We start from the raw sequence: 19615 nt of genomic DNA, 5'->3' as shown, positions 1-19615 counted from the left end.
CGCTGGTCACACCAGCCGGCGGGCGCCCGCCGCGGGGGTCGCCGCGAAGACGCGCGGCGCCGTGAAGTCGGCCGTGGCGAACGCGGCCTCGACCGCCTTGGTGATCGCGTCGACGTCGCCCGCCTCGGCCAGGACGATCGCCGAGCCGCCGAAACCGCCGCCGGTCATCCGCGCGCCCAGCGCGCCCGCCGCCAGCGCCGTGTCGACCACCAGGTCCAGTTCGGGGCAGGAGATGCGGAAGTCGTCCCGCAGGGAGGCGTGGCCCTCGGTCAGCACGGGGCCGATGGCGCGGGCGTCGCCCGACTCCAGCAGGGACACGACCCGCTCCACCCGCTCGTCCTCGGTGACGACGTGGCGCACCAGTCGGCGCACCTCCTCCTCGTCGCCGAGCCGGGCCAGCGCGTCGTCGAGCCCGTCGTACGGCACGTCCCGCAGCGCGTCCACGCCCAGCAGGGCCGCGCCCTTCTCGCAGCCGGCCCGCCGCTTGCCGTACTCGCCGTCGCTGTGGGCGTGTTTGACCTGGGTGTCGACGACCAGCAGGCGAATGTCCTGGGTGGCCAGATCGAACGGGATCTGACGCTGGGCCAGATCACGGGTGTCCAGGAACAGGGCGTGACTCTCGGCGCAGCACGCGGCGGCCGTCTGGTCCATGATGCCGGTGGGCGCGCCGACGTAGACGTTCTCGGCGCGCTGGCACAGGCGGGCCAACCGCCAGGGCTTGAGGCCGAGTCCGTACAGGTCGTTGAGGGCCAGCGCGACCACGACCTCCAGGGCCGCCGACGACGACAGGCCGGCGCCCGTCGGGACCGTCGAGGCCAGATGGATGTCGGCGCCGGTCACCGGGTGGCCCGCCTCGCGCAGGGCCCAGACCACGCCCGCGGGGTATGCCGTCCAGTTCCGGTCCGACGCCGGGGCCAGCGCGTCGAGCGGGAGTTCCACGACCCCGCCGGCGCCGCCGGTACGGCCCGCACCGCCCGCGGCGTCTTCGGTGTTCGCCGAGTGCAGCCGCAGCACGCCGTCGGTGCGGCGCGAGACGGCCGCGAGGGTGGTGTGCGGCAGCGCGAACGGCATCACGAAGCCGTCGTTGTAATCGGTGTGCTCGCCGATCAGATTGACCCGGCCGGGCGCCGCCCAGACGCCCTCCGGCTCGGCTCCGTACAGCCCGACGAAGTCGTCCCGCACCTGCTGTGTCCGTGCCCCCACTACCGTTCCTCCGCGATGCTCTGCGCGAACTCCCATGCGTCCGCGACGATCCCTGCGAGGTCCGCGCGGGACGGGTGCCAGCCCAGCTTCTCGCGCGCCGTCCGCGCCGATGCCACCAGCGCCGCCGGGTCGCCGCCGCGGCGCGGGGCGACCGCCTCCGGGATGGGGTGGCCGGTGACCCGGCGGACGGTCTCGACGACCTCGCGCACCGAGAAGCCGTTGCCGTTGCCGAGGTTGCAGATCAGGTGCTCTCCCGGGGTGGCGGCCCGCAGCGCCAGCAGATGGGCCTCGGCCAGGTCGGCGACGTGGAGGTAGTCGCGGATGCAGGTGCCGTCCGGGGTCGGGTAGTCGTCGCCGTACACCGAGAGGGCGTCGCGCCTGCCCTGGGCGACCTGGAGCACGAGGGGAATCAGATGCGACTCGGGGTCGTGCCGCTCGCCGTACGCGCCATATGCGCCCGCCACGTTGAAGTAGCGCAGGGACACCGCGCCGAGGCCGTGGGCCGTCGCCTCGCCCGTGATCATGTGGTCGACGGCCAGCTTGGTGGCGCCGTAAGGGCTGGTCGGCTTCGTCGGCGCGGTCTCGACGATCGGGACCTCATCCGGTTCGCCGTAGGTGGCGGCCGTGGAGGAGAAGACCAGCTTGCGCACGCCCGCCTCGCGCATGGCACCGAGCAGCGCCATGGTGCCGCCGACGTTGTTGTCCCAGTACTTCTCGGGCTTCACGACCGACTCGCCGACCTGGGAGAAGGCGGCGAAGTGCAGGACGCCGTCGTAGGAGGCGTCGAGCCACTTGGCGGCGTCGCGGATGTCGCCCTCGACGAAGGCGGCCCCGGCGGGGACGCCCGCGCGGAAGCCGGTGGAGAGGTTGTCGAGGACGGTGACCTCATGACCGGCCTCCAGCAGATGCTGGGCCACCACGCTGCCGACGTAGCCCGCGCCCCCGGTGACCAGATACTTGCCGCTCATGAACTCGCTACCTCTCGCAGTCGCTCGGCCGCGCGCTCCGGCGGCACATCGTTGATGAACACGCTCATGCCCGACTCGGAGCCCGCGAGGAATTTCAGCTTGCCCGATGTCCGGCGGACGGTGAAAAGCTCCAGGTGGAGCGCGAAGTCGTCGCGCATCACACCGTCGAACTCGTCCAGCGTGCCGAACGGGGCCTGGTGCCAGGCCGCGATGTAGGGCGTCCGGGGCTCACCCTCGCCGAAGATCCGGTCGAAGCGCTTCAAGAGTTCCAGATAAACCTGGGGAAACTCTGTGCGGGCCGCCTCGTCCAGGCCGAGCAGATCGGGGACCCGGCGCTTCGGGTACAGGTGGACCTCGTACGGCCAGTGCGCCGCGTACGGCACGAAGGCCGCCCAGTGTTCACCCTCCAGGACGACCCGCTGATCGGCGAGTTCACCCTCCAGGACGGCGTCGAAGAGGTTCTCGCCGCCGGTCGCCTCCTTGTGGACCGCCAGTGACCGCAGCATCGGCGCGGTACGCGGGGTGGTGAAGGGGTAGGCGTAGATCTGGCCGTGCGGGTGCCCGAGCGTCACGCCGATCTCCGCGCCGCGGTTCTCGAAACAGAACACCTGCTCCACGGAGGGCAGCTGGGACAGCTCCAAGGTCCGGTCCGTCCACGCGTCCAGGACGAGACGGGCCTGGTCCTCGCTCAGGTCCGCGAAGGAGGTGTCATGGTCCGCGGTGAAGCAGACGACCTCGCAGCGGCCGGAGTCACCGGCCAGCGACGGGAAGCGGTTCTCGAAGACGACGACGTCGTACGAGGAGTCGGGGATCTCGCTCAGCCGGTCGCCCCGCGTGGGGCACAGCGGGCACTCGTCGGCCGGCGGGTGGTAGGTGCGGCCCTGGCGGTGCGAGGCGACCGCGACGGCGTCGCCGAGCAGCAGGTCTTGGCGGATCTCGGAGGTCGTCACGGTCCGTTCGAGCGGCCGGCGGTCCAGCGCGCCGCGCACCGCGTCGTCCCGCAGGTCGTAGTAGATCAGTTCACGACCGTCGGCCAGCCGGGTCGAGGTCTTCTTCACACCGGACTCCTCTATGCCCGCACCCCATCACTCACTCAACACAATCAAACATAACAGAGCACAACTCGACAGAGCAGAGGCATAGGTTCCGCTGCGGACCAGTGCACGCGACGAAGCGAGTACGCATGGCCACCCCCACACCACCCCCCTCACCAACCCCCACCTCTCCGGCCGCGGGGCTACGGCTCCCCACCAACTGGCTGGACTACACGATCCTGGCGATCTACTTCGTCGTCGTCCTGGGCATCGGTTTCGCCGCCCGGCGCTCGGTCAGGACCAGCCTCGACTTCTTTCTCTCCGGACGCTCGCTGCCCGCCTGGATCACCGGTCTCGCCTTCATCTCCGCCAATCTCGCCGCCACCGAGATCCTCGGCATGGCGGCCAACAGCGCCCAGTACGGCGCCTACACCGTCCACTGGTACTGGATCGGCGCCATCCCGGCCATGGTCTTCCTCGGCCTGGTGATGATGCCGTTCTACTACGGCAGCAAGGTCCGCTCGGTCCCCGAGTTCCTGCTGCTGCGCTTCGACCGGTGGGCGCACCTGCTGAGTTCGGTCCTGTTCGCGCTCGCCGCGATCCTGATCGCCGGTGTGAACCTCTACGCGCTCGCGATCGTCGTCGAGGCGCTGCTGGGCTGGCCGCAGTGGGTGGCCGTCGTGGTCGCCGGCTTCTTCGTGCTGGCGTACATCACGCTCGGCGGCCTCTCCTCCGCGATCTACAACGAGGTCCTCCAGTTCTTCGTGATCCTGGCGGCCCTCATCCCGATCACCCTCCTCGGCCTGAAGAAGGCCGGCGGCTGGGGCGGGCTGACCGACCGGCTCACCGCGGCCCACGGGGACGACTTCACCACCGCGTGGGGCGGCACCGGCATCGGGCACATCAACCCGCTCGGCGCCAACTGGCTGACCATCGTGCTCGGTCTGGGCTTCGTGCTGTCCTTTGGCTACTGGACGACCAACTTCGCCGAGGTGCAGCGGGCGCTGTCCGCGAAGAACCTCTCCGCCGCCCGGCGCACCCCGCTGATCGCCGCCTACCCGAAGATCTTCATCGTCTTCCTGGTGATGATCCCGGGCCTGGTGGCCGCCGCGCTCGTACCGGACATCGGCACCTCGGCGTCGGGGCTGCAGTACAACGACGCCATCCCCTATCTGATGCAGGAACTGCTGCCCAACGGCGTGCTCGGCATCGCGGTGACGGGTCTGCTGGCCGCCTTCATGGCCGGTATGGCGGCCAATGTGTCGTCCTTCAACACGGTGTTCACCAACGACATCTGGGCGAAGTACGCGGTCAGGGGCCGCGCGGACGGGTACTACGTCCGCTTCGGCCGGCTGATCACGGCGATCGGCGTCCTCGCCTCGATCGGCACGGCGTTCCTGGCGTCCTCGTTCTCGAACATCATGAGCTATCTCCAGACGCTGTTCTCCTTCTTCAACGTGCCGATGTTCGTGGTCTTCGTCGTCGGCATGTTCTGGCAGCGGGCGTCCGCCCGATCCGGCTTCTGGGGCCTGCTCGCCGGGACCGTGACCGCGATGGTCAACTACTTTGTGATGTACAAGAAGGACGTCATCGGCATCCCCTCCGACCAGGGCGCCAACTTCGTCTCCGCGATCGCGGGCTTCGTCGCCGGTGCGGTGGTCATGGTGGCCGTGTCACTGTTCACCGAGCCGAAGCCGGCCGAGGAGTTGCAGGGGCTGGTCTACGGCACCAGGTCCCCGGGGACGGCCGAGCCCCCCGCCGCCGGCGACGACGCCTGGTACCGCAAGCCGGCCCTGCTGGGCTGGGGCGCGGTGGTGCTGGCCGCCGTCTGCTACGTCCCGTTCTCGTTCTGACGGCCGTCCGAAGGCGAGTTGAGGAACCATGACCGACCACTCCGAGCACTCCAGGCGCTCCAGGCATTCCGAGCGCTCCGAGTGGTCCGACCACTCCGAGCACTACGACCGCTCCGGATACTCCGAGCAGGACGTCCAGCGGGAGGTCACCGAGCTGGAGCAGAGGTCCGCGACCGCCGCCCGCATCTTCGACCTGCGCCGCATCATCGGCGGCCTGTTCATCGTCTACGGCATCATCGTCACCGTCGTCGGCATCACCGACTCGCAGGCGGCCATCGACAAGGCGCAGGGCGTCAACATCAACCTGTGGACCGGCCTCGGGATGCTGCTCCTGGGCCTGTTCTTCCTGGCCTGGCTGAAGCTCCGCCCCACCCTCCCCCCGGTCCCGCAGGACACCACACCTCCGGAGTGACACGCCCCCGACCACTTCGGGGCCGGTGTCGCTAGGACTCCGGGCCCGGAGGTGGGTGGGGGGTGCTGTCGGAGTAGGGGGCCGCGCGGTCCAGGAGGCCGGTGCGGGCGGCCAGGGCCGCTGCCTCCAGCCGGGAGCCCACGCCCAGTTTCATCAGCACCCGCTGGACATGCGTCCGGGCGGTCGACGGGGCGATGCCCATGCCGACGGCGATCAGCCGGGTGTCCTCGCCGTCCGCGACCCGGACCAGGACCTCCACCTCGCGCGGGGTGAGCATCTCCAACAGCCGCTGGCCCTCGTCATCGGGCTGGGCGGCGGGATTGAGCAGCTCGCCGAAGGCGCCCTGGAGCAGTTGCGGAGCGACGGCCGCCTCCCCCGCCCGGGCCTTCATGATCGCCCGCTCGACCCCCTCTATCCGCTCGTCGTGCCGCACATACCCGGACGCGCCGGCCGCGAAGGCCGCGGCGATCCCGCGCGGCGACGGCACGGGGCCCAGGACCACGACCGCGACCTGCGGCCTCTCCCGCTTGATCTTCACCACCGGGTCGAAGGTCCCCGGCTCGCCCGGCGCCGCCGTACCCAGCAGGCACACCTCGGGCGCGCGGCTGATCACCAGATCGGCCGCGCCCACGGACGGCGCCGCCGCGGCGAGCACCCGGTGCCCGCGCAGCTTCAGTGCCGAGGCCAGCGCCTCGGCGAGCAATCGGTGGTCGTCGACCACCATGAGCCGCACTCCCATAGAGCAACCCCCCAGTCCCCCCCATGGAGCCCCCACTATGGATGCCCACCGGTCCCCGTGGACAGAGGGCCCCCCGGCGCCTCGTCCCTCATGTCCCCGGAAGCTACACGCTTGTTCGACGTCGCGCTGCCCCTACTGACGAGAAGTGCCCCGGATCGGAGGAATCTCTTGCTTTCCCGGCATTCGAGGTGGTGGGAGGGGAAGCGGACGGCCCCGCCCCAGAACCGGGACGGGGCCGTCGGGCCGAGGCGGGGTCGTCGAGCCGGGGCGCGTCGGCGATCAGCCGCCCGCGCCGAACGCGACCGCCAGATACTCCTTGCTGTACTCGCTGGGCTTGTGGGCGAACACCGCCGACATGTACAGGCGGCCCTGCGCGTAGCGGATCTCCGCGTAGTCCGGCAGCAGGCTGGTCTCCGCGTCGCGCACCGCCTTGGTGGCCGGGTTCTCCAGCAGCGTGGTCTCCTTGAAGGAGCTGCCGTCGATGCTGACGATCTGGCCGCCCTTGTCGTACGGCGGACGCTTGTACGCGATCAGGTTGGCGCCGTCCATGCGCAGCGGGGAGATCGTGTAGCCGTCGCCGGCGTCCGCGCGCTGGCCGGTCTGCTTGCCGGTGGCCAGGTCGAACGCGACGATCTCGTTGGTCTTGCTGTACTGCCCGCTGCCGTCGTGCTCCTCGGTCGGCACGTAGAGCTTGTCGCCGCCGACCGCGATCTGCTTGCAGTACTCGATCCGGGAGATGCCGTCGCAGCGGCCGGCGAAGTCCTCGCCGGGCGCCGAGATCCTGGCGCGCAGCTTGCCGGTCTTGTTGTCGATGGAGAAGTAGTCGGAGATGCCGCTGCCGTCACCGGCGCTGTCGCCGACGTCGGCGGCCACCACCAGCGGATCGGTCGAGACGATCGCCGCATATTCGATGCCCGCGGTCATCTTGTACTCGGAGATCACCTTCCCGGACTTCGGGTCGATGGTCTGGATGTGCAGCTGACGGTTGTCGTAGCTGCCGCACTTGCGGACCGCGACCAGCTTCTCGCCGCCGCCGTACCCGGCGTCGTAGCAGGTGTCGGTCGGCTTCGGCTGCCACAGCGCCTTACCGGAGAGGTCGAAGGCGCCGCCGCCGCTGGTGCTGCCGACCGCGACCGTGTTCTGGGCGATCGTGACGTTATCGAAGTTGATCGGTCGGTCACCGGAGTTGACCGTCTTCGTCCAGAGCTTGGTCCCCGCGTCGAGGTCGATCAGGGCGAGCTGGCTGCATCCCTCGGAGGAGTTCTTCTCCGGCATCCGCGGCTGGAAGACGACCGCGGTCTTGTTGTCCGAGGTGATGTGGTCGGTGGCCTCGCACACCGGGCCGGGCAGCTTGATCGTCCACAGCTTGGTGCCCTTGGCGGGGTCGTAGCCGACGATCTCGGCGATCCCGCTCTTGGCGTATACCTTGTCGGTGAGCCAGGAGCCGGAGGTGACGACCGTGTCGTCGGTCGTGGGCAGCGGGACCTGGAAGAGGACCTTGGACGCGGTGTCGGCGGGCACCTGCTCCTTGCCGCCGGTGGAGCCGCCGCCCGAGTCGCCCTTGGAGCCCTTGCCGCCGGTGCCGCCGCTGGAACTGGCCGTGTCCTTCTTCGCGGAGTCGTCACCGGAAGACTTCGTGTTCGAGTACACGAGACCGCCACCGATGATCAGCGCGATGGCGACGACCGCCGACACGATGATGATCAGCGGCGCCTTGGACTTCGCCGGGCCGCCGGGCGGGCCGGGCTGCGGCTGCGGCGGCATGCCCGACTGACCCGGGTAGCCGTAACCGGGCTGCTGGCCATACGTGTTCGGCTGGGCCGGTGTGTTCGGCTGGGCGTACGGGTTCGACTGCTGGCCGGGGTAGCCGTAGCCGGGGGGCGTCTGGGGCGCGCCCTGCGGAGGCTGCGGGGGCTGCGGCGCCTGGGGGTAGCCGTAGCCGGGCGGCGGGGGCGGCGGAGTCTGGGGGGCCTGCGGCGGCTGCTGCGGATAGCCGGGGCCCTGCGCGGGCTGCGGTGCCTGGGGCGGCTGGGGCGCGCCGAAGCCGCCCGGCGCGGGCTGCTGCGGCGGCTGGTTCTGGGGCGGCTGGTTCTGGGGCGGGCCGAAACCGCCCTGCTGGGGCGGCTGGTTGGGCGGGGGCGGCGGCTGGCTCATGACGGATGCACCTCGGAGAAAGTCTCGAAGACGGCGACGGCGACGGCGGCAAGGGCGCCGGTGGCGGCAGCGACGGCGAAAGCAACGACGAAAGGGACGGCGAAGGAGACGGCGACGGGAATGCGGTGCGGTCCGGCGCCGCTGTGCGCGCCGGACCGCACCGGGCTCACTTGCCGAAGGCGAGCATCAGCTTCTCCTTCGAGTCGTCGTTGCCGTTGAGCCGGGTGGAGGAGATGTAGAACCGCCCGTCGACCCAGTCGACGGCACCGTCGAAGAAGCTGTTCTCGATGTTCGCGGTGGACTGCGGGTTCTGCAGCAGCTTGACCGGCTTGTGGGCGGCGCCCGCGGTCGGGATCGACACGACCTGGCCGCCCGCGTCGTACGACGGCTCGACGTACGCGACGAGTTGTCCGCCCTCGACCTTGAGCGGCGCCATCGACTCGTCCGCCGGAGACTTGACGCGCCACTTCTCCGTGCCGTCGGCGAGGCTGATCGCGACGATCTCGTTGGCACCACTTGCGGCGTCGGTGGGCAGGTAGAGCGTGTCGGCGTCGGCGGCGACACCGGTACAGCCCTGGAGTTCGCGCGCGAGGATCGCCCAGCCGCAGCTGGGGGCGAACTTCTCGTCGACCTTGACCTCCGAGCGGAAGCCGCCGCTGCCGGTGAAGGTGGAGATGTTCCACGCCTTCTTGTCCTCGTTGGTCATGTAGACCACGAGCGGATCGACGGAGTAGGTGCGTGCGACCTTCCAGCCCTTCTTGACCGGCTGGGTCCACTTGACCTTGCCGGTGGCCGGGTCGAGTTCCTGGATCTCGTCGTGCTCGTTGCTGCCGGTGGCGTCGCACGAGGCCACGGAGATCAGCCGGTCCGTGCCGCCCGCGAACGCGGTCGGGAAGCAGGCGTTGCCGTACTTGGTCTTGTCGTACAGCTTCCGGCCGCTGTCCATGTCGTACGCCGTGCCGGACTGCGAGCGGCCCACCATCAGCGTCTTGCCGCTGATGGTCAGTTCGATGGTGATGGTGCTGTCGAACAGCGCGCCGTCGGCGACCGTGCCGGTCCAGCCCTTCTCGCCGGTGCCGAGGTCGATCACCTGGAGCTGGTTGCACTTGGCACGGTCGCTCGATCCGCTCATGTACGCCACGACGACCTTGTCGTCGGTCGTCTTCTGCGGAGTGACCGCGCAGATCTTCTGCGGGAAGGTGATCGGGTCCCAGGAGGGCTTGCCGTCGGCGACGTCGTAGGCGAAGACCTGCTTGTACGCGGCCTTCACCGCCGTCTTGCCGGTGATCCACATGCCGGGCGCCTCGGCGCCGGAACCGGGCGCGTCGGGCGCCGTCTTGTACCAGAGCACCCGGGACTCGCCGGGCTGGCGGCCCTCGTTGAGGTTCTCCGGGTCCGAGCGGCCGCCTCCGGTGCCGTCACCGGGGTCGACCGGGTCACCGGAGGCGGACCCGGAGGCCGAGGGCTTGGCGTCGTCGGACTTTTCGGCGACCGGCTTCTTCCCGCCGTCGTCACCGCCGACCGCGTACACGACGGTCCCGCCGATGACGAGCAGCGCCGCCACCGCACCGCCGACGATCAGCGCGGTCTTCTTCCGGGACGACCCGCCGGGCGGCGGGGTGCCGGGCGCGCCCGGGTACTGCGGCTGCTGCGGCTGCTGCTGCTGCGGGTAGCCGTAGCCGGGCTGCTGTCCGTACGGCCCCGGCTGCTGCGGCTGTCCGTACGGGCCGGGCTGGGCATAGGGCCCCGGCTGGGCGTACGGGCCGGGCTGCTGCGGATGGCCGTAACCCGGCTGCTGTTGCGGCGGGGGCGGCGCCTGGGGCGGCTGGTTGGGCGGGGGCGGGGTGCCCTGGGGGGCGCCGAAACCTCCCTGCGCGGGCGGGGTCTGCGGGGCCCCGAATCCCCCGCCCTGCGGCGGCTGGCCTTGCGGTGCTCCGAAACCGCCCTGCGGCGGCTGGTCGGGCGGCTGAGTCATCAGCGCTCTTCCCCCTCGTTCACTGATTTTTAGCCACGCCCCTTGAGGTTCGCGATGGACCCAAGGCGTTCTCAAACGGTTCTCAGACGGCCCTTTCTATCACCCGGAACCGAACGCGGACCGAGCCGGATGCACCGCCGTTCCCAAGGGAGGACCGGCCCGTGATGCTGCCGTTACGCGTCTTCACGCCCCCTTCACGCCGCACCCGCGAGTGCCCCGCGCCCGGCGCGTGCACCGCGCGTGCGCGCCGCCGGAAGCCCGCGTCGTGGCTAGGCGTCGTCCGCGAGTTCCAGCCAACGCAGCTCCAGTTCCTCCCGCTCGGCCGCCAAGTCGCGCAGCCGGGCGTCGAGTTCGGCCACCTTCGCGAAGTCGGTGGCGTGCTCGGCGATCTGCGCGTGCAGCTTGGTCTCCTGCTCGGAGACGCGGTCCAACTGACGCTCGATCCGCTGGAGTTCCTTCTTCGCGGCCCGCTGGTCGGCGGCGCTCCGCTCGGCCGTCGCCGGCTTGGGCGCCGCGGCGGCGGCCGAGGCGGCCACGGCCTCCTCCATGCGCCGGCGCCGCTCCAGGTACTCGTCGATGCCGCGCGGCAGCATCCGCAGCGTCGCGTCGCCGAGCAGGGCGTACACCCGGTCGGTGGTGCGCTCTACGAAGAACCGGTCGTGGGAGATGACGATCATCGAGCCGGGCCAGCCGTCGAGGACGTCCTCCAGCTGGGTCAGGGTCTCGATGTCGAGGTCGTTGGTGGGCTCGTCCAGGAAGAGGACGTTGGGCTCGTCCATGAGCAGCCGCAGCAGTTGCAGCCGCCGCCGCTCACCGCCCGACAGGTCGCCCACCGGCGTCCACTGCTTCTCCTTGGTGAAGCCGAACGTCTCGCACAGCTGCCCGGCGGTCAGCTCGCGCCCCTTGCCGAGGTCGACCCGCTCGCGCACCTGCTGTACGGCCTCCAGGACCCGCCAGGCGGGGTCGAGTTCGGCGACCTCCTGGGAGAGGTAGGCGAGCTTGACCGTCTTGCCGACGGCGATCCGGCCGCCCGCGGGCTGGGCCTCGCCGTCGGTCCGCGCCGCGTCCGCCATGGCCCGCAGCAGGGAGGTCTTCCCGGCACCGTTGACCCCGACCAGACCGATGCGGTCGCCGGGGCCGAGCTGCCAGGTGACGTGCTTGAGCAGCATCTTGGGGCCGGCCTGGACGCTCACGTCCTCCAGGTCGAAGACGGTCCTGCCGAGCCGTGAGGAGGCGAACCTCATCAGCTCGCTACTGTCCCGGGGCGGCGGCACGTCCTTGATCAGGTCGTTGGCGGCCTCGACCCGGAACCGGGGCTTGGAGGTCCGGGCGGGTGCGCCGCGCCGCAGCCAGGCCAGCTCCTTGCGGATCAGGTTCTGCCGCTTGACCTCCTCGGTGGCGGCGATGCGCTCGCGCTCGGCGCGGGCGAAGACATAGTCGGAGTAGCCGCCCTCGTACTCGTGGACCGCGCCGCGCTGCACGTCCCACATGCGGGTGCACACCTGGTCCAGGAACCAGCGGTCGTGGGTCACGCAGACCAGCGCCGAACGCCGCTCCCGCAGATGCCCGGCCAGCCAGGCGATGCCCTCGACGTCCAGGTGGTTGGTGGGCTCGTCGAGGACGAGCAGGTCCTGCTCCTCGATGAGCAGCTTGGCGAGCGCGATCCGGCGCCGCTCCCCGCCGGACAGCGGGCCGATGACGGTGTCAAGGCCCGCGGGGAAGCCCGGCAGGTCGAGCCCGCCGAACAGGCCGGTCAGCACGTCCCTGACCTTGACGTTGCCCGCCCACTCGTGGTCGGCGAGGTCCCCGATGACCTCGTGGCGCACGGTGGCCGCCGGGTCGAGGGAGTCGTACTGCGTGAGCACGCCGAGCCGCAGCCCGCCGCAGTGCGTGACCCGCCCGGTGTCGGCCTCCTCCAGCTTGGCGAGCATCCGAATGAGGGTGGTCTTGCCGTCGCCGTTGCGTCCGACGACCCCGATCCGGTCCCCTTCGGACACCCCGAGCGAGACGCCGTCCAGCAGCGCACGCGTGCCGTACACCTTGCTGACGTTCTCGACATTGACCAGGTTGACGGCCATTTCACTCCTGTGCGCGGGGATCGATCAGCCTTCAAGCGTAGGGCCTGCGGGGGTGCGGGCGGGGCGCGCGGGGTTGGTCACTCTTTGTGATGACGTGATCGGGATTCGGCGGCTACCGTGGAGGGCAGGCAGCAGGATCCCGTCCATGGGAGGAACCATGACCGCCGAGTCCGTCGAACACCACGTGCAGTGGCCGGTGCCGCCGCAGAACGGCTACACCGTGGACGACCTGTTCACGCTGCCGGATCTCCCGCCGCACACCGAGTTGATCGACGGGAGCCTGATCTTCGTGAGTCCGCAGCGCTACTTCCACTTCACAGCGATCGATCTGCTGGCGAGTGGTCTGCGCAGTACTCTGCCGCCTGAACTCAAAGTCGCTCGCGAGATGACCGTCGTACTGGACGAACGCAACGGGCCCGAGCCGGACATCTCCGTCATCAAGGCGAGCGCCAAGACAGGGCCGACGCAGACCCACTTCAAGGGTGGGGACGTCCTTCTGGCCGTCGAGGTCATTTCCCCGGAGTCCGAGTCACGCGACCGCTACACCAAGCCGCACAAGTACGCCGCAGCGGGCATCGGCCACTTTTGGCTGGTCGAGATGGCGGGTCCGGACAGCCGCCCAGTCGTACAGGTCTACGAGCTGGCCCAGACAACCCGCACGTACGCCTTGACCGGCATCCACCACGATCACCTCAAAGTCGACGTGCCCTACCCCATCGACATCGACCTGACCGCCATCGACAACCTCTGAGCCACCCGCGCCTCAGAGCACCGTCGCCCCCGGTGCGGGCGCCGATGCCGTCCGCACCGTCCTGCACGTCCCCGACATCCGCAACGCCCGCGCCACCTTCTCCGCGGACTCGGGGTCATGGACCAGGAAGGCGGTGGTCGGGCCCGAACCGGAGACCAGCGCCGCGAGGGCGCCCGCCGCGCGCCCCACCGCCAGCGTCTCCGCCAGTTCCGGGAAGAGGGACAGGGCGGCGGGCTGGAGGTCGTTGGAGACGGCGGCGGCCAGGGCCTCGGAGTCGCCCTTGGCCAGAGCGTCGAGCAGCGGCTGGGAGACGACCGGCTCGGGGATGGCACGGCCCTCGGCCAGTCGGTCGAACTCACGGAAGACGGCCGGGGTGGACAGCCCGCGGTCGGCCATGGCGAACACCCAGTGGAAGACGCCGCCGACGTCGAGCGCCGTCAACTGCTCGCCGCGTCCGGTGCCGAGGGCCGCCCCGCCGAGCAGGCTGAACGGCACATCGCTGCCCAACTCGGCGCAGATGTCGAGGAGTTCGGCCTGCGAGGTGTCCGTCCCCCAAAGCGTGTCGCAGGCCAGCAGCGCGCCCGCCCCGTCCGCGCTGCCGCCCGCCATGCCGCCGGCCACCGGGATGTCCTTGGCGATGTGGATGTGCACGGCGGGCTCGATGCCATGGCGCCCGGCGAGCGCGAGGGCGGCGCGCGCCGCGAGGTTGGTGTGGTCGAGCGGGACCTGACCGGTGTCCGGGCCCGTGCAGGTGACCCGCAGTTCGTCCGCCGCGGTCACGGTGACCTCGTCGTACAGGCCGACCGCGAGGAAGACATTGGCCAGGTCGTGGAAGCCGTCGGGCCTGGCGGCGCCCACGGCGAGCTGGACGTTGACCTTGGCCGGGACCCGTACCGTGACGCTCACTTGCTCTCCTTGTGCTCCGCGATCCGCGCGAACTCCTCCACCGTCAGCGACTCCCCGCGTGCCTGTGGCGACACCCCGGCGGCGACGAGGGCCGCCTCGGCAGCGGCCGCGGAACCGGCCCATCCGGCGAGCGCCGCCCGCAGTGTCTTGCGGCGCTGCGCGAACGCCGCGTCGACGACCGCGAAGACCTCCCGCCTCGACGCCGTCGTCTTGACCGGCTCGGCCCGCCGCACCAGTGAGACCAGGCCGCTGTCCACGTTCGGCGCGGGCCAGAAGACGTTGCGCCCGATGGCCCCGGCCCGCTTCACATCGGCGTACCAGTTCGCCTTGACGGAGGGGACGCCGTACACCTTCGAGCCGGGCGCGGCGGCGAGCCGGTCCGCGACCTCCGACTGCACCATCACCAGCGTCCGCTCGATGCCGGGGAAGGTGTCGAGCATATGCAGCAGCACGGGCACGGCCACGTTGTACGGCAGGTTCGCGACCAGCGCCGTCGGGGCGGGGCCGGGCAGCACGGCGACGTTCATCGCGTCGGAGTGCACCAGCGCGAAACGGTCGGCGCGCTCCGGCATCCGCGCGGCGATCGTGGCGGGCAGCGCGGCGGCCAGCACATCGTCGATCTCGACGGCGGTGACCCGGTCGGCGGCCTCCAGCAGTGCCAGGGTGAGGGAGCCGAGCCCCGGGCCGACCTCGACGACCACGTCGTCGGGGCGGACCCCGGCGGTGCGGACGATACGGCGGACGGTGTTCGCGTCGATCACGAAGTTCTGGCCGCGCTGCTTGGTGGGGCGTACGCCCAGCGCTGCCGCCAGCTCACGGATGTCGGCGGGGCCGAGGAGGGCGTCGGGGATGGGGCTGCTCACGGCACAAGGGTAAGGGGCCGCGACGGGCCCCTCGGCCCACCGCCCGGTCGGCCCACCATCCGATGGGCCCGCCCTCCCTGGCTTACCCCTCCCTGGCCCACCGCCCCCCGGCCCGGCTCAGCCCAGCCACTCAGCCACTCGACCGCCCGATCACTCTGCCCGGCTGCCCCTTCGGTCGGGCGGCCCCACGGCCGGGGCAACCTCGCAGTCCGGTGGGCAGCGGTCCGGCGGGCAGCGGTCCGGCGGGCAGCGGTCCGGCGGGCAGCGGTCCGGCGGGGCCGCGGCGCTCACCCGTACAACCGTGACCCGCAGTGCGGCCAGGGGCTCGTCCCCCGGCGCACGTACAACTTCTTCGCCCGGTACGTCTGCTCCGCCGCCGGGGCGTCCTGCGGATGCCCCTTGCCGCCCAGGCCGTGCCAGGTGCGTGCGTCGAACTGATAGAGGCCGCCGTAGGTTCCCGAGGAGTCCACCGCGGCGGGCCGCCCGCCGGACTCGCAGGCCGCGAGGGCGCGCCAGTTCAGTCCCTCGGCGCCCGTGACGGAGGGCGGCGGCTGCTTGATACCCACCCGTACCAGCTGGGTGAGCGCCTCGCGGATAACCTCGACCCGCTCCCGACGGGGCTTCTGCCGGACCCCGTTGACGGTCCGCAGGAGGTAGGTCACGCGCAGCACGCCCGGCTGTCCGGCACGGTCGACCACCTCGATGCCCCGGAACAGCGCGGGGTCATTGGTCCGGCGCACCTGGTACGGGATCGGCTCCTCGCGGACCTCCTTGGCGCCGGTCACCCGCAGCACGGTCACCGTCTGTCCGTCCCGCGGGAAACCGCCCGGCGGCACGGACGTGGTGTCCTGACCGCGCAGGGTGATCCCGGCCTGCTCGACCGCCTCGCGGACGGTCGCCGCGTTGGTGCGGACGGTGCGGGCACGGCCGTCCGCGATGACCGTCACCGCGCGTTCGGTGCGCACGTCGAGGGCGAGACCGGCGCGCCCGATGGGCTGGGCGCGCGAGACCGATAGATACGCGCCCTCCGCGCGCACCCCGAGCTGTCTGAGCGCGCCCTCCACGGTGCGCGCCGTCGTCCACACCTGGCGCCGCTGACCGTCGATCGTGAGCCGCAGGGGACGCCCGTAGCGCACCGCGATCTCGTCGCCGCTGCTGAGCGCCGAGCCGCGGGCGGGCGTGATCACGTCGTGCTCCCCCACCGGCACGCCCTCCTCGGCGAGCAGTTCGGTCACGTCGTCCGCGAAGGTGTGCAGGCTGCGCGACTTCCCGTCGACGCTCAGCTCGATCGCCTTGTCCTTGGCGACGAACGCGGAGGTGCCGCCGGCCAGGAAGGCGACGACCAGCGCCTGCGGCACCAGTCGGCGCATCGTGGAATCCGAGCGCCGGGCGTAGCGCTCCCGGCGCCGGTGCGCGGCGCGCCGGTCCGACCGGGGGCGCGTCCAGGGCTCGCGCAGGACGGGCCCGCGCAGGGTCGGCTCAGTCCCACTCGGCACCTGCCGCGGCAGCAAGGGCTGTTCGTAGGCGGGCCGGTAGGTGTCGCGGTAGGTGGCGCCGCGATAGGTGTCGCGGTAGCTGTCGCGGTACACCCCGCCTGCGACGGGCACCTCCCAGGTGCCGTACCCCGCCGCCGGGACGGGTCCCTGGGGGTTCGGAACGTACATCCCGTACGGCCCATACGTCTCGTACGGCCGATACGGTCCGTACATCCCATGAGCCCAGTACGTCCCATGAGTCCCATACGTCTCGTACTGCGGATTGCTCACACCGACACGCTCCAGAGGGCCAGAAGGGGTCCAGAAGGGGTCCAAAAGGCCCCCAGAACCTAGCGGAGCACCCGTCACTCTCCAAAACGGCACAACTACCGACAGTTGGGAGAAGTCATCCGGCGATCAGTAGGCGAAGGCGCGGGCCGTGTTCGCGCCGAGGGCCGTCGCCAGCACGTCCTCGTCGATGCCGCGCACGGCGGCCATCGCACGCACCGTCACCGGAACCAGGTAGGGCGCGTTGGGCCGTCCGCGGTACGGTGCCGGAGTCAGGAACGGCGCGTCCGTCTCCACCAGGACCAGTTCCAGCGGGGCGACGGCGAGGGCGTCGCGCAGGTGCTGGGCGTTCTTGAAGGTGACGTTCCCGGCGAAGGACATGAAGTAGCCCTCGCGGGCGCACACTTCGGCCATCGCCGCGTCGCCCGAATAGCAGTGGAAGACGGTGCGCTCGGGGGCGCCCTCCTCCTTGAGGACGCGCAGCACGTCGGCGTGCGCGTCCCGGTCGTGGATGACCAGGGCCTTGCCGTGCCGCTTGGCGATCTCGATATGGGCGCGGAAGGACCTCTCCTGGGCCGCCTTGCCCCCGGGGCCGGTGCGGAAGTAGTCGAGTCCCGTCTCGCCGACGCCCTTCACCTGCGGCAGCCCGGCCAGCCGGTCGATCTCGGCGAGCGCCTCGTCCAGGGCCGCGTCGCCGCCCGCCTCGCGGGCGCCCTGCCGGGACCGGCCTCCCTCGGGGTCGCCGTGCACGATGCGCGGGGCCTCGTTGGGGTGCAGGGCGACGGTCGCGTGCACGCCGTCGTACGCCGCGGCGGTCTCCGCGGCCCACTGGGAACCCTTGATGTCGCAGCCGACCTGGACGACCGTCGTCACCCCCACCGACGCGGCCTTGGCGAGGCCCTCGTCGACCGTGCCGGACTGCATGTCGAGATGGGTGTGGGAATCGGCGACCGGCACCCGGAGGGGTTCCGGGAGCGGCGGGGCCGCGTTCTTGTCGGCGTTCGAAGGCATGCCCCGATCCTACGAAAGGGGCATGCCACACCGGTCGGCGAGCAGTGCGGCCCGCCCTGCCCAGGTCAGCCCGGCCTACGCAGGTCAGCTCGCCTTGCGCTGGAACGGATGGAGGAGATCGGACAGATGCCAGTGACGGTGCGGGTGCTCCGGGGACTCTGGGTACTCCGGAGACTCGGGGTGGTGCTCCGCCTCCCGCTCGGCCGTCCGCGCCGCCGGCACCTCGGGGACCTCGACCGGTCCGGCCGGGGGCGTGCGGTGCTGGTGCCCGTGCGCCGCGCCGAGCACCGAAGAGACCTGCCCGGCCCGCATGATCCGCACCACGCGGCCGTCGCAGTTCTGGCAGACGGGCCGGCTCAGCGGCGACGGGACGACCCGTTCGTTCGCCACGTATATGACGAACTCGGCACCGTCGGCGTCCGTGTGGTGCTCTATCTCGTACGACTGCTCCCAGCCGTGCCCGCAGCGCATGCAGGCGAAGGAATACGACTCGTGAACGACGGCTGTCGCCGCACCGCGGAGGCCGGTCTGCCCTGCGATCTCACTCATGCCAGCTGCTCCTCTTGTCCGCCGGACAAGCGTCCCCGGCACTCGGGATTCCACCCGGAATCCCCTCGGGGACGAGGGGCGGGTGCGCCCCTTCGACCAGTGGACGCCTCCACCGAGTCGAATGCACCAGCCCTGTCGAGTGTTGGAGGCGATTTGGCGGTTCCTTGCCGTACCACCCCCGACGAGCAGGCCCGGCCTTTGCCAAGGCCAAGCACACTTTGCCCCCGCATGGGACACCCCCCGAAGAAGCACAGACACCGACCCGACCAGCCACCCCATACGGACGCGGGCAAACGCCCCAACCAGCCACCCCATAGGGGCGCGGGGAACTGCGCGACCAGCCCCCCACAACCCGCAACACCACCCCACACAACCCCGCCCAACCCAACACAACCAGCCGCACAACCACCCCCATAGGGGCGCGGGGAACTGCGCAATCAACCCCCGACAACCCGCACCCCGCAACGCCCCCCCAAACCCCCAACGACGCCCCCGTAAAACCCCGCCTCACCCAGCGGAGCGCTTCGCGCTGACAACGGCGTCGAACACCTCCCGCTTGGGCACGCCCGCCTCGACCGCCACCGCCGCGATCGCCTCCTTGCGCCGCTCCCCCGCCTCCTCGCGGACCCGGACCCGGCGCACGAGTTCATCGGCGTCGAGGTCGCCTGGACCGGGCTCCGGGGCGCCCTGGACGACGACGGTGATCTCACCCCGTATCCCCTGCGCCGCCCACTCGGCCAGCTCGGCGAGGGGGCCGCGGCGCACTTCCTCGTAGGTCTTGGTCAGCTCCCGGCAGACGGCGGCCCGCCGCTGCCCGCCGAACACCTCGGCCATCGCGGCGAGCGTGTCGTCCAGGCGGTGCGGTGCCTCGAAGTACACCAGCGTGCGCCGCTCCCCGGCGACCTCCCGCAGCCGGGACAGCCGTTCGCCCGCCTTGCGCGGCAGGAAACCCTCGAAGCAGAACCGGTCGACGGGCAGCCCGGACAGCGCGAGGGCGGTGAGCACGGCGGACGGCCCGGGGACCGCGGTGACCCGGATGTCCCGCTCGACGGACGCGGCGACCAGCCGGTACCCGGGGTCGGAGACCGAGGGCATCCCGGCGTCCGTCACCAGCAGCACCCGCGCGCCGCCCAGCAGCTCCGCCACCAGGTCGGGCGTCCGGGCCGCCTCGTTGCCCTCGAAGTAGGAGACCACGCGCCCCTTGGGGGTGACGCCCAGCGCCTGCGTCAGTCGGCGCAGCCGCCGGGTGTCCTCGGCGGCCACGACGTCCGCGCTCGCCAGTTCCGCCGCGAGCCGCGGCGGCGCGTCCGCGACGTCGCCGATGGGGGTGCCCGCCAAGACAAGGGTTCCAGTCAC

Annotated in this window: 17 protein-coding genes; 3 read left to right on the top strand and 14 right to left on the bottom strand. The window is 71.2% G+C overall.

Going from position 1 to position 19615, the window contains the following annotated elements:
* Positions 1–6: 6 nt before the first annotated feature.
* From galK to galT, 3 genes are read right to left on the bottom strand one after another with little or no spacing between them, the layout of a single operon-like run.
* Complete coding sequence (galK, locus tag ACWEKM_RS26800) at positions 7–1203, bottom strand: galactokinase (RefSeq protein WP_451623788.1); 1197 nt, start codon at positions 1201–1203, stop codon at positions 7–9.
* Positions 1203–2171, bottom strand: a complete 969-nt coding sequence (gene galE / locus ACWEKM_RS26795; RefSeq protein ID WP_451623787.1) for a UDP-glucose 4-epimerase GalE — start codon at positions 2169–2171, stop codon at positions 1203–1205. The genes galK and galE overlap by 1 nt, the downstream gene beginning before the upstream one ends.
* Positions 2168–3229, bottom strand: a complete 1062-nt coding sequence (gene galT / locus ACWEKM_RS26790; protein ID WP_451623786.1) for a galactose-1-phosphate uridylyltransferase — start codon at positions 3227–3229, stop codon at positions 2168–2170. Before galT ends, galE begins: the two co-directional genes overlap by 4 nt.
* Positions 3230–3354: 125 nt before the next feature.
* On the opposite strand from galT, the gene ACWEKM_RS26785 reads away from it, so the two are divergent.
* Together ACWEKM_RS26785 and ACWEKM_RS26780 are read left to right on the top strand one after the other, a co-directional pair.
* Positions 3355–5058, top strand: coding sequence for a sodium:solute symporter family protein (locus tag ACWEKM_RS26785; protein ID WP_451623785.1), 1704 nt, complete (start codon positions 3355–3357; stop codon positions 5056–5058).
* A 28-nt stretch (positions 5059–5086) separates the two neighbouring features.
* Positions 5087–5470, top strand: coding sequence for a hypothetical protein (locus tag ACWEKM_RS26780; RefSeq protein ID WP_451623784.1), 384 nt, complete (start codon positions 5087–5089; stop codon positions 5468–5470).
* A 31-nt stretch (positions 5471–5501) separates the two neighbouring features.
* On the opposite strand, the gene ACWEKM_RS26775 is transcribed toward ACWEKM_RS26780, so the two are convergent.
* The 5 genes from ACWEKM_RS26775 to ACWEKM_RS26755 all read right to left on the bottom strand — a co-directional run bounded on the left by ACWEKM_RS26775 (position 5502) and on the right by ACWEKM_RS26755 (position 12416).
* On the bottom strand, positions 5502–6209 hold the full coding sequence (locus ACWEKM_RS26775) for a helix-turn-helix transcriptional regulator (RefSeq protein ID WP_451623783.1): 708 nt from the start codon (positions 6207–6209) through the stop codon (positions 5502–5504).
* A 279-nt stretch (positions 6210–6488) separates the two neighbouring features.
* Positions 6489–8363 (bottom strand): outer membrane protein assembly factor BamB family protein, encoded by a 1875-nt coding sequence (locus ACWEKM_RS26770; protein ID WP_451623782.1) that lies wholly within the window; start codon positions 8361–8363, stop codon positions 6489–6491.
* Positions 8360–8533, bottom strand: a complete 174-nt coding sequence (locus ACWEKM_RS26765) for a hypothetical protein (protein WP_451623781.1) — start codon at positions 8531–8533, stop codon at positions 8360–8362. The genes ACWEKM_RS26770 and ACWEKM_RS26765 overlap by 4 nt, the downstream gene beginning before the upstream one ends.
* On the bottom strand, positions 8530–10338 hold the full coding sequence (locus ACWEKM_RS26760) for an outer membrane protein assembly factor BamB family protein (RefSeq protein ID WP_451623780.1): 1809 nt from the start codon (positions 10336–10338) through the stop codon (positions 8530–8532). Before ACWEKM_RS26760 ends, ACWEKM_RS26765 begins: the two co-directional genes overlap by 4 nt.
* Before the next feature lie 269 nt (positions 10339–10607).
* Positions 10608–12416 carry an ABC-F family ATP-binding cassette domain-containing protein gene (locus ACWEKM_RS26755; protein ID WP_451623779.1) on the bottom strand — a complete coding sequence of 603 codons (1809 nt, stop codon included), beginning with the start codon at positions 12414–12416 and terminating at the stop codon, positions 10608–10610.
* A 157-nt stretch (positions 12417–12573) separates the two neighbouring features.
* Here ACWEKM_RS26755 and ACWEKM_RS26750 point away from each other — a divergent pair, with 157 nt between their 5' ends.
* On the top strand, positions 12574–13167 hold the full coding sequence (locus tag ACWEKM_RS26750; RefSeq protein ID WP_451623797.1) for a Uma2 family endonuclease: 594 nt from the start codon (positions 12574–12576) through the stop codon (positions 13165–13167).
* A 12-nt stretch (positions 13168–13179) separates the two neighbouring features.
* Here ACWEKM_RS26750 and ACWEKM_RS26745 read toward each other — a convergent pair whose 3' ends face one another.
* The 6 genes from ACWEKM_RS26745 to rsmI form a co-directional block, all read right to left on the bottom strand.
* A complete protein-coding gene (locus ACWEKM_RS26745; RefSeq protein WP_451623778.1) occupies positions 13180–14073 on the bottom strand; it encodes a 4-(cytidine 5'-diphospho)-2-C-methyl-D-erythritol kinase in 894 nt (297 codons plus the stop codon).
* Positions 14070–14936, bottom strand: a complete 867-nt coding sequence (gene rsmA / locus ACWEKM_RS26740; RefSeq protein WP_451623777.1) for a 16S rRNA (adenine(1518)-N(6)/adenine(1519)-N(6))-dimethyltransferase RsmA — start codon at positions 14934–14936, stop codon at positions 14070–14072. The genes ACWEKM_RS26745 and rsmA overlap by 4 nt, the downstream gene beginning before the upstream one ends.
* A gap of 287 nt (positions 14937–15223) precedes the next feature.
* On the bottom strand, positions 15224–16645 hold the full coding sequence (locus tag ACWEKM_RS26735) for a ubiquitin-like domain-containing protein (RefSeq protein ID WP_451623776.1): 1422 nt from the start codon (positions 16643–16645) through the stop codon (positions 15224–15226).
* 183 nt (positions 16646–16828) lie between these two features.
* Positions 16829–17710 carry a TatD family hydrolase gene (locus tag ACWEKM_RS26730; RefSeq protein WP_451623775.1) on the bottom strand — a complete coding sequence of 294 codons (882 nt, stop codon included), beginning with the start codon at positions 17708–17710 and terminating at the stop codon, positions 16829–16831.
* Between the two features lie 84 nt (positions 17711–17794).
* The gene (locus tag ACWEKM_RS26725; RefSeq protein WP_451623774.1) at positions 17795–18259 is read right to left on the bottom strand and encodes a hypothetical protein; all 465 of its coding nucleotides are present in this window, start codon (positions 18257–18259) and stop codon (positions 17795–17797) included.
* Positions 18260–18766: 507 nt separating this feature from the next.
* Positions 18767–19615 carry a 16S rRNA (cytidine(1402)-2'-O)-methyltransferase gene (rsmI, locus tag ACWEKM_RS26720; protein WP_451623773.1) on the bottom strand — a complete coding sequence of 283 codons (849 nt, stop codon included), beginning with the start codon at positions 19613–19615 and terminating at the stop codon, positions 18767–18769.

The organism is Streptomyces sp. NPDC004752, assembly GCF_053601275.1.
The sequence above is the reverse complement of the archived record's forward strand: the minus strand, read 5'-3'. Positions and strand labels throughout refer to the sequence as shown.